Source organism: Sphingobacterium sp. IITKGP-BTPF85 (assembly GCF_001006065.1).
GTDB lineage: Bacteria > Bacteroidota > Bacteroidia > Sphingobacteriales > Sphingobacteriaceae > Sphingobacterium > Sphingobacterium anhuiense.
Genome location: NZ_ASZT02000067.1, coordinates 19,384 through 27,773 on the forward strand (window position 1 = coordinate 19,384; position 8,390 = coordinate 27,773).

Here is an 8,390-nt window from a genome sequence, read left to right on the forward strand (position 1 = left end):
TAAACAGTTTTATGTATAGACTGAATCGATCATTCGCAAGATATAATGATGCTATCTTAGGAATGATTGATTAGATAACATTATTATTACAGGGACGGTTGGTTTTTCAGAAAACATACTTAACTTCATTAAAATGAGTTATTATTAAAAGAAATATAAAATAGTACATATTTTTCAATTAAAATATCAAATAAATTTGTTGATTTGTTGAAATTTATGAACTGAAATTATTTAAATTTAGCTCTTTGGATTTAAAGCGCTATCTCAATATATAAAAATGACTATTAAAATTATAGAAAATATGTTTAAAAAGCTAATATTCACCCTTTTTGTTATTTCAATTGTCTCCTGTGGCTCGAAGCCCCGTGTTAATTTAAGCGAAGTAGAGGGAGGTCTAAAGCCTAGCGCGCAACACGAAGTCATAGCAAAAGAAGTTGCTGGACTTTTAGAATCGACCAGTTATAAAAAAGTACAGCTGAATGATTCCATATCTAAAATCGTATTTGATAACTTAATTAAATCTTTAGATCAGGGAAAAAACTACTTGTTGCAATCTGATATCGACGAGTTTCAGCAATACCGAAATTCAATCGCACAGGATTTCCGTAATGGTGACCTATCTGCTCCTTTTCATATTTTCAATGTATACTCTAAACGCTACTTAGAACGCATGCAATATGCGTTGAAGCAAGTAGATGTAAAACAAGACTTCACGATCGATGAAAGCTATTTACCAAGCCGTGAGAAGTTAGGCTGGTTCAAAAACACAGCAGAAGCTGATACGCAATGGAAACACCGTGTGAAATATGATTTGCTGAATCTGGAAATGACAACTGTTAAAAAAACAGATAGTACAGAAACTAAACAGAAGGAAATCCTTCGCAAAAGATATAACAATTTAATTTCTCAGGGAAAGAAAATAAATTCAAATGATGCATTCCAAGTAATCATGACTTCATTAACTGATGCGGTTGATCCACATACATCGTATTTCAACCCATCATTTGCACAGGCTTTCAATGAAGGTATGGCTAATACATTTGAAGGTATCGGTGCACGATTGACAATAGACAATGAAATGGTGACTATTAGTGAAATCATTCCTGGCGGACCGATATTTAAAGATAAAAGCTTAGCCATTGATGACAAAATCGTTGGTGTGGCACAAGGGAAAGATGGCGAATTTGAGGATATCATTGGCTGGAGATTAGATGCAGCAGTAGCTAAAATCAAAGGTCCTGCAGGAACAATTGTTCGTTTAAAAATTCTACCTGCTGGTCAGCCGGTTGGATCTCACCCGAAAATAGTCTCATTAACAAGAGAGCGAATTGTAGTAGCAGAAGAATCTGCGAAAAAAGAAATCTTAACTGTTAAAGGTGCTGATGGCAAGAATTATCGTGTTGGTGTCATCAACATACCAAAATTTTACATGGATTTTGAAGCATACCGTAAGCGTGATCCAAACTATAAAAGTACGACCCGCGATGTGCGCTTATTGCTGGATACCTTAAAACAGGAAAAAGTTGATGCCGTTTTGATTGATTTACGTTTCAATGGTGGTGGGTCACTTCCGGAAGCAATCGACTTAACAGGTTTATTTATTGACAAAGGTCCAGTGGTACAAGTACGTGACGTCCGGAATACCATTGATGTGGAAGAGGACAGAAATGCAGGTGTATCTTGGGATGGACCGCTAGGTGTTATGATCAACCGCTTCTCTGCTTCAGCGTCTGAAATCTTTGCTGGTGCAATACAAGATTATGGTCGTGGTGTTATCTTAGGTTCCCAGTCGTACGGTAAAGGTACGGTACAATCTGCTGTTGATATGGCACGCGTGATCAGCCCTACAAGTAAATTATTATTAAAAGCGCAAAACGAAAAAGATCCAGATACCCCAAATGGTGCGCCTGAATATGGTCAGATCAATATTACTTTAGGAAAATTCTACCGTGTAAATGGTAGCAGTACACAGCATAAAGGTGTAAGCCAGATGTGACATTCCCGACGCAGTATTCTGCAGAGAAATTTGGCGAGAGCTCTGAGCCATCTGCATTACCTTGGGATCAGATCAAATCGAGTACTTATAACAAGGTCGCAGATCTAACGACATTAAATAAAAAGTTAGAACAAGATCATGAAGCAAGAATGCAGAACTCAACAGAATACAAGTTCTTGCTAGAAGATATTGCAACCTTCGAAAAACGCGATGAGGGAACTAAAATTCCTTTACAACTTGATAAGTTCAAAAAAGAACGTGATGATTTTCAGAAGAAAAATAGAGATCGTGTCAATGCTTTACTGAAACAAAGAGGCCTACCTCTATGGGAAGAAGGGAAACCACAACCTAAAATGGACTTCGACTTTGTACAGGATGAAAGTGCTAAAGTGATGACCGATATGATCATCCAGGAAAAGAAATAAATTCATTCCTACACATAATAAAAGGGGCTTATCAATGAATGATAAGCCCCTTTTAGTTTATAAAAATTACTGCAGCTTATTTACCCGCAGCGTACTTGAAATATTTATTGATGGTAACAGGCAACTTTCCTGTAGCAATATTTTGTCCTAAAATTGTTTTTGCAGCAGCGCGTTGCATAAAATCGTCATTCTGATAAGCAACGATAATGGTTTTACTTTTATGAACACCTTTAAAACCATCCAATGCATAAGGATTGGTGAAAAACGCAACAATTGATTTCTTAGCCAATTTTTTAACCAAATTCTTCACTCCATCATTTGCAGGCAATTCTGGTCTTGGACGTGAACGCGTATCATGAATAGCAAGTACAATCTGTTTATTTCTCTTTGCCTCCTTGATGATATTTTTTAAATCCGCCTCACTGGTTTCATCCGTAACAAAATATTGCGTTTCATTTGCGAGAGCTTCGTCCATTAACTGCTGGAAAGCACCAGGTGATTTTAATCCGATATTGACAATAGCTGTTCTCTCCGAATTTTTAAATGCTTTAATTTTATCCGTAGATTTTAAAACCGTGACCGATGATGCGGCTAATTGGTCGATCAGCTGTTTTGAAGAGGTTCTATTCAGATCCGAATATAGATTTACGGTATTCACATCTCGATATTGATCTAAACCCAACCACAACTTTGACGCCAGTACTTTTCTAACACGCGCATCCAAATCTGCTTGATTGATCCGTCCCTCTCCGATTGCTTTTAACACAAGGTCAATAGCGCGCTTACTATTTTCTGATACTTCCAGTAAATCATGACCAGCAATAATAGCCATCACGTCAGCTTCACCATTAGGGAAAAACTTTTTCACACCATTCATGTCCATTGCATCGGTCACCGTTAATCCGCGGAAACCCATCTCTTCCCGTAATATCCCTGTCACAATAGGTTTTGAAATAGAAGAAGGAATATTTGGTGTAGGGTCTAAACTTGGAATATTCATATGTGCGACCATAATGGCAGGAGCACCAGCACGAATTAATTCTTTAAATGGAAACATTTCCAAAGCCTCTAGACGATCCTTTGTAAAGGTCAATTGAGGCAAGTCATGATGTGAATCAACATCAGTATCACCATGCCCCGGAAAATGCTTTAGTGATGAAATGATACCACCGTTCATCATACCATCCATATATGCTTTAGCTTTTTTTGCGACATTCTCTTTATTGTCACCAAAAGATCGGAATCCGATAACTGGATTTTTAGGATTATTGTTAATATCAACAACAGGGGCAAAATTAAAATGCATGCCGATCCGATGAAAATCTTTTGCAACTTCCTGGCCCATTTGATAAATCAATTGATCATTCTGTATAGCGCCCAAGGTCATCTGATAAGGATAAGATAAGGTTGAATCGGGAAGACGCATACCTAAACCCCATTCCCCATCAAAAGTGATCAATAAAGGTACTTTTGACAGATGCTGATAACGATTGAACATATCCACATGACGAACAGGTCCGCCCTGAAATACAACAAGGCCACCCAATTGCTCGTCCTTAACAACCTGCGCTACAGAATCAATATAGCGTTGTCCCAGATTCGTATGGGCGCGTACCAAAAAAGTTGTGCAATACGCTCTTTAGGTGTCAAGCTATTGAATACAGAATCAACAAACGTGGGGAGAATTAATATAGTTCACAAAATCTTTTTTATCTTGAGCTTGTGAAAAAGAGATGGAAGATACCAATGCGGCAACACCCATAGCTAGTTGTTTTAACATAATTTTTTGTTTAAAATAGAATACGAATAACGGGTATTTTTTACATAATAAAAAACAGTTTGTGCAACAATTTTATAAAACATGCATAAACTTGCATTGTCGATCAAAAAATATAACTTATATCAAGTTATATTTCTCTTCCAATAATATGGCTAGTTCCATCGCATGATCAAGTTCACCATTAGCTTCCTTTTTCCATAAAGTATCAATAACAATTAACAAAAATTCCGTTTCCAGATCCGGATTTTTATATCCCAGTTCCTTAAAAGCCCGCACAATAATTGCCTGCACCGGTTTCATAAATTGTTCATGCTGCTGTCTTGAAAAAGGATGATGGGAAAGACGTTCTTGTAATTTCCAGAAGATAGGCTCATCAGCGACCAGCTTACTCGGTAAATTGATCATCTTACGTAAAAAGTCCTTCGAATCACGATAAGTCATCATACCTTTATGATGTGTCAGCACTTTCCGATAGCCCGCTTTAATAAGGTGCACCAACAAAGCGTCCTTATTTCCAAAATGTTTAAAAATTAAAGCCTCAGACACACCTGCATTTTGAGCAATAGCTTTGGTAGAGGTATCTGCATAACCTTGTTCTGAGAACAAATTCAATGCCTCACGAACAATTTTCTCTTTTCTACTCAATACACTATCTTTCATTTTTTTATTCCCTTTTACAGCGTACAAACTTAGATAAATTTGCGTTTATACCCAATTATAATCTTCCTAAATATAAAAGCAAATTATTTGTTTCGTTCTTCATAATTGACACGCATCAATAGGGCGCAATTTTCATATCACTCCTTTAAATATACTTATTCTTTTCTTTTCGAAAGACCATCATTTGTAACTTGAAAATAATATTATCAAGAGGTGACAAAAGTCCAGAAAACATAGCACTTCATAGCTTTCAAATCAATTACTCAACAGAAAGCATATAACCTATACCCCGTATATTGGTAATTTTGATACGTGGATCCTGATTTAAATATTTTCGGATACGGCTTATAAATACATCTAAGCTTCTTCCAGAAAAATATTTATCATAACTCCAGTAGGCTTTCATGATATCTTCACGAGGAATTACCTGATTCCTATTTTCATACAGGCTGCGTAACAATTCACTTTCCCGGTAAGATAACTTAATACTGTCGCCTTTATAGCTAAGTGTCTGTCTCAAGCTGTCTAAGACATAATCTCCGATCATGAGATTTTGACTAAGCTGCATTTTAGGACTGCCCTTAACCAGTGATTCGATACGAACGACCAACTCTTCAATACGAAAAGGTTTTTTTACATAATCATTCGCCCCCAAGTGAAAGCCTTTAACAACATCTTCTGTCTGCACACGAGCGGTAAGGAAAATAATCGGCACCTGACTGTCTAAGGCTCTTATATGTGTAGCCAACGTAAAGCCATCCATCACTGGCATCATCACATCAATAAGCAAGATATCTGGCTTTTGCTTTTCAAATAAACGAAGAGCCACCTGCCCATCATGACAATGTCTTACCGAAAAACCGTTCATCTCCAGACTATCAGCAACAATAAGTGCCAGGCTCGCTTCATCTTCAACATATAAGATATCAATCATAAATCTGCTTATTTAGGTATTTTAATAGTAAAGGTACTACCTTTACCTGGACTACTTTTCACTGTAATTTTACCTCCGTGCTGCAGTATTACCTGACGAACATACGCCAAGCCGATTCCAAAGCCTTTGACTGGATGTAGATTGCCTTCAGGAACCCGAAAAAACATACCAAAAATCTCCTTCTGGTACTCCAAAGCGATGCCCTTTCCTTTGTCGGAAACACTAAACTCTATATAATCGGAATGGTCACAGACATCAATAGTGATAGTAACCACATCTCCAGAATACTTGACAGCATTTTCTAATAAATTATTAACAACATTGCGCAGATGTGATTCGTCGGCATGTAACCTTAATGTAGGAACGGAACTGTTCACTGAAATCTTCACTTCCTTACTGACATTGATTCGAAAGGTGTCTGCCGCATTGTTTAAAACGAGCATCAGATCAATCTCGCTTTTGTCAAGTTTAAGACCTTTTCGTTCATCAACATCCAATTGAAGAACTCGATCAATCATATCCGAAAGGTGATCAAGCTCACGTCGGGAAATGGCCAAATAACGATCCATCTTCACCTGATCATTTTTTACCCCGTAGAGTTGAATCGCTTCGATAGCAGTCATGACAGTAGAGACAGGGGTCTTCAGCTCATGCGTCATATTATTCACAAATGCCTTTTGCATCTCAGCTAATCGATTCTGTCGAAAGATTGTTTTAAAGAGATAGAGAAAGGAACCGATAAAAATACTGATTAAAAGTATAGCAATGCCCAGCTGCCATCCTAAATCAAACAAGAGATTTTTCCATACCTGCCTAAATTTGACGATTAAAAAGCGACTGTCCGAAGCGTCTATCAATATCGGTCTTGTCCACGATAACTTTTTTGCTCTATACTCCTTACGGATAGCAAACAGACTATCCCTCGGAAAAATATCGGTCGTAACATCATATTCTGCACGGACTCCCTTAGCTTCTAAAGCGGTGGCAAATTTTTCATTTATTTCTTCGATCATCGCTGGAGTGACACCGATCTGTGAAAATAAATAAGGCGCCATCATTTCTCCTCCAGATTTCCCGTGCGGATAAGATAATCCATCGTCTTTCCTCCTCGAGATGACCCCGCTTTTGACTGTTTATAATAGGGCCCAAAATCTTTAAATAGCGTGTCTATTTCAGCATCTGTATACTTTGCTTTTAATGCTTTCCGTAATTTTCCCAATGTCCCGCCCTGATCACTTTTTAGATCATTACTATGGGTTTGGTACACATCTTGAACAACATTAAACATACTCCGCTCTGCAGAAGAAAGAAACAGATCAAGTCGGTTATTGTAACTTCCGTAGAGCCATATACCTAAGATACTAATCATCCCGATACCTGTTAATACCGAAAGTGTTATCAATAATTTAAACTTATTTGCCATAATTAAAAACAAATTTAAATTACTAGATTTGCATTCGCCTTGGTAATTAACCATATTTAACAAAATATAACACTGATTAACAATGCGCATTGATTACATTTGCAATATTCAATTTTTAAGCATGATAAGAAATTTTAAGAGACGTAGTATTCAATTTTTATTCTCAGCGTTATTACTGATAGGCATTTCAGCTTGTAATAAAGATATTTCGCTCTCTTTAGACAATTCAAGAGATGAATCCATAGGATTAGTTCCTATCGATACCTTTCAGGTGAATGCATCTACTTATCTGTTAGATGATGTACCAACGTCTGGAACAGGAATGATTCTAGCCGGAAAAATTTCGAATACTACAACAGGATCTGTTCTTTCGACGTCTTATATGCGCATGGCTATCGATAACATTATAGCCGGTTCAATCCCAACAGCAGCAAAATACGACTCCATTACGTTTGTATTAAAGCCGAACAAATATTTCTACGGAGATACAACGAAAACACAAACATTATCTGTTCACCAATTAACGCAGCAGATTACATTAAAAGAAGTCAGTACGGGATCCGGTACAAATGAATTACCGTATTATGTCAATGGGGCAGCTGTTTATAATAATCAAAAATTCACTTACGAACCAACAGCTTTAGGGTCCTTGTCATTCAAACCTTTTGTCAAAAAATTAGATTCAATCGCAATCAGACTAAATGACAACTTAGGAAACACGCTATTTTCTTATATCAAAGATGGTCATGGAAATATTGCATCCAATGACAATTTCAATGAATACTTCAAAGGAATAGCACTTGTTGCTGGAAATAATAACACGGCAATGATCGGTTTTAAAGATACCGTGAGTATGCAGGTGCATTATAACTATATAAACGACGAAGGATTTAAAGTGAGTAAATCCACTTCATTTAATTTGGGTAACAAAGCCTATCAGTTTAATAATGTAGAAGCTGACCGTTCAGGTACAGCATTCAACACTTTAAGTGTTACAAATCCAGAATTGAAAAGCACCACGACGAACGGTGATGTATTTGTGGAAGGTAGCACAGGAGCAGTCGTTAAATTAACTTTTCCAACTTTATTGGATTTAGTTAACGATCCAACTGTAGCGATCAATAAGGTCGAACTCGTTATAGAAACAGAAAACAAATATCGTAATTCATTTT

At 37.0% G+C, this 8,390-nt stretch carries 8 protein-coding genes; 3 read left to right on the plus strand and 5 right to left on the minus strand.

Translation table 11 applies throughout. The features are described 5' to 3' along the window. Nucleotides 1–301: 301 nt before the first annotated feature. Complete coding sequence (locus L950_RS14000) at nucleotides 302–1,996, plus strand: S41 family peptidase (RefSeq protein ID WP_316930639.1); 1,695 nt, start codon at nucleotides 302–304, stop codon at nucleotides 1,994–1,996. Next, entirely contained in the window at nucleotides 1,993–2,421 is a 429-nt protein-coding gene (locus L950_RS36580) for a carboxy terminal-processing peptidase (RefSeq protein ID WP_316930640.1), read from the plus strand. The genes L950_RS14000 and L950_RS36580 overlap by 4 nt, the downstream gene beginning before the upstream one ends. A gap of 76 nt (nucleotides 2,422–2,497) precedes the next feature. On the opposite strand, the gene L950_RS14005 is transcribed toward L950_RS36580, so the two are convergent. The 5 genes from L950_RS14005 to L950_RS14025 all read right to left on the minus strand — a co-directional run bounded on the left by L950_RS14005 (nucleotide 2,498) and on the right by L950_RS14025 (nucleotide 7,218). Then, the gene (locus L950_RS14005) at nucleotides 2,498–4,039 is read right to left on the minus strand and encodes a glycoside hydrolase family 3 protein (protein ID WP_021188631.1); all 1,542 of its coding nucleotides are present in this window, start codon (nucleotides 4,037–4,039) and stop codon (nucleotides 2,498–2,500) included. Nucleotides 4,040–4,318: 279 nt separating this feature from the next. Then, nucleotides 4,319–4,861, minus strand: coding sequence for a TetR/AcrR family transcriptional regulator (locus tag L950_RS14010; protein ID WP_021188632.1), 543 nt, complete (start codon nucleotides 4,859–4,861; stop codon nucleotides 4,319–4,321). Between the two features lie 259 nt (nucleotides 4,862–5,120). Continuing rightward, complete coding sequence (locus L950_RS14015) at nucleotides 5,121–5,795, minus strand: response regulator transcription factor (RefSeq protein ID WP_021188633.1); 675 nt, start codon at nucleotides 5,793–5,795, stop codon at nucleotides 5,121–5,123. Nucleotides 5,796–5,803: 8 nt separating this feature from the next. Next, nucleotides 5,804–6,853 carry a sensor histidine kinase gene (locus tag L950_RS14020; protein WP_021188634.1) on the minus strand — a complete coding sequence of 350 codons (1,050 nt, stop codon included), beginning with the start codon at nucleotides 6,851–6,853 and terminating at the stop codon, nucleotides 5,804–5,806. Beyond that, nucleotides 6,850–7,218, minus strand: coding sequence for a hypothetical protein (locus L950_RS14025; protein ID WP_156169688.1), 369 nt, complete (start codon nucleotides 7,216–7,218; stop codon nucleotides 6,850–6,852). The genes L950_RS14020 and L950_RS14025 overlap by 4 nt, the downstream gene beginning before the upstream one ends. A 121-nt stretch (nucleotides 7,219–7,339) precedes the next feature. On the opposite strand from L950_RS14025, the gene L950_RS14030 reads away from it, so the two are divergent. Beyond that, a partial coding sequence (locus L950_RS14030) for a DUF4270 family protein (RefSeq protein WP_021188636.1) occupies nucleotides 7,340–8,390 on the plus strand: 1,051 nt, incomplete at its 3' end.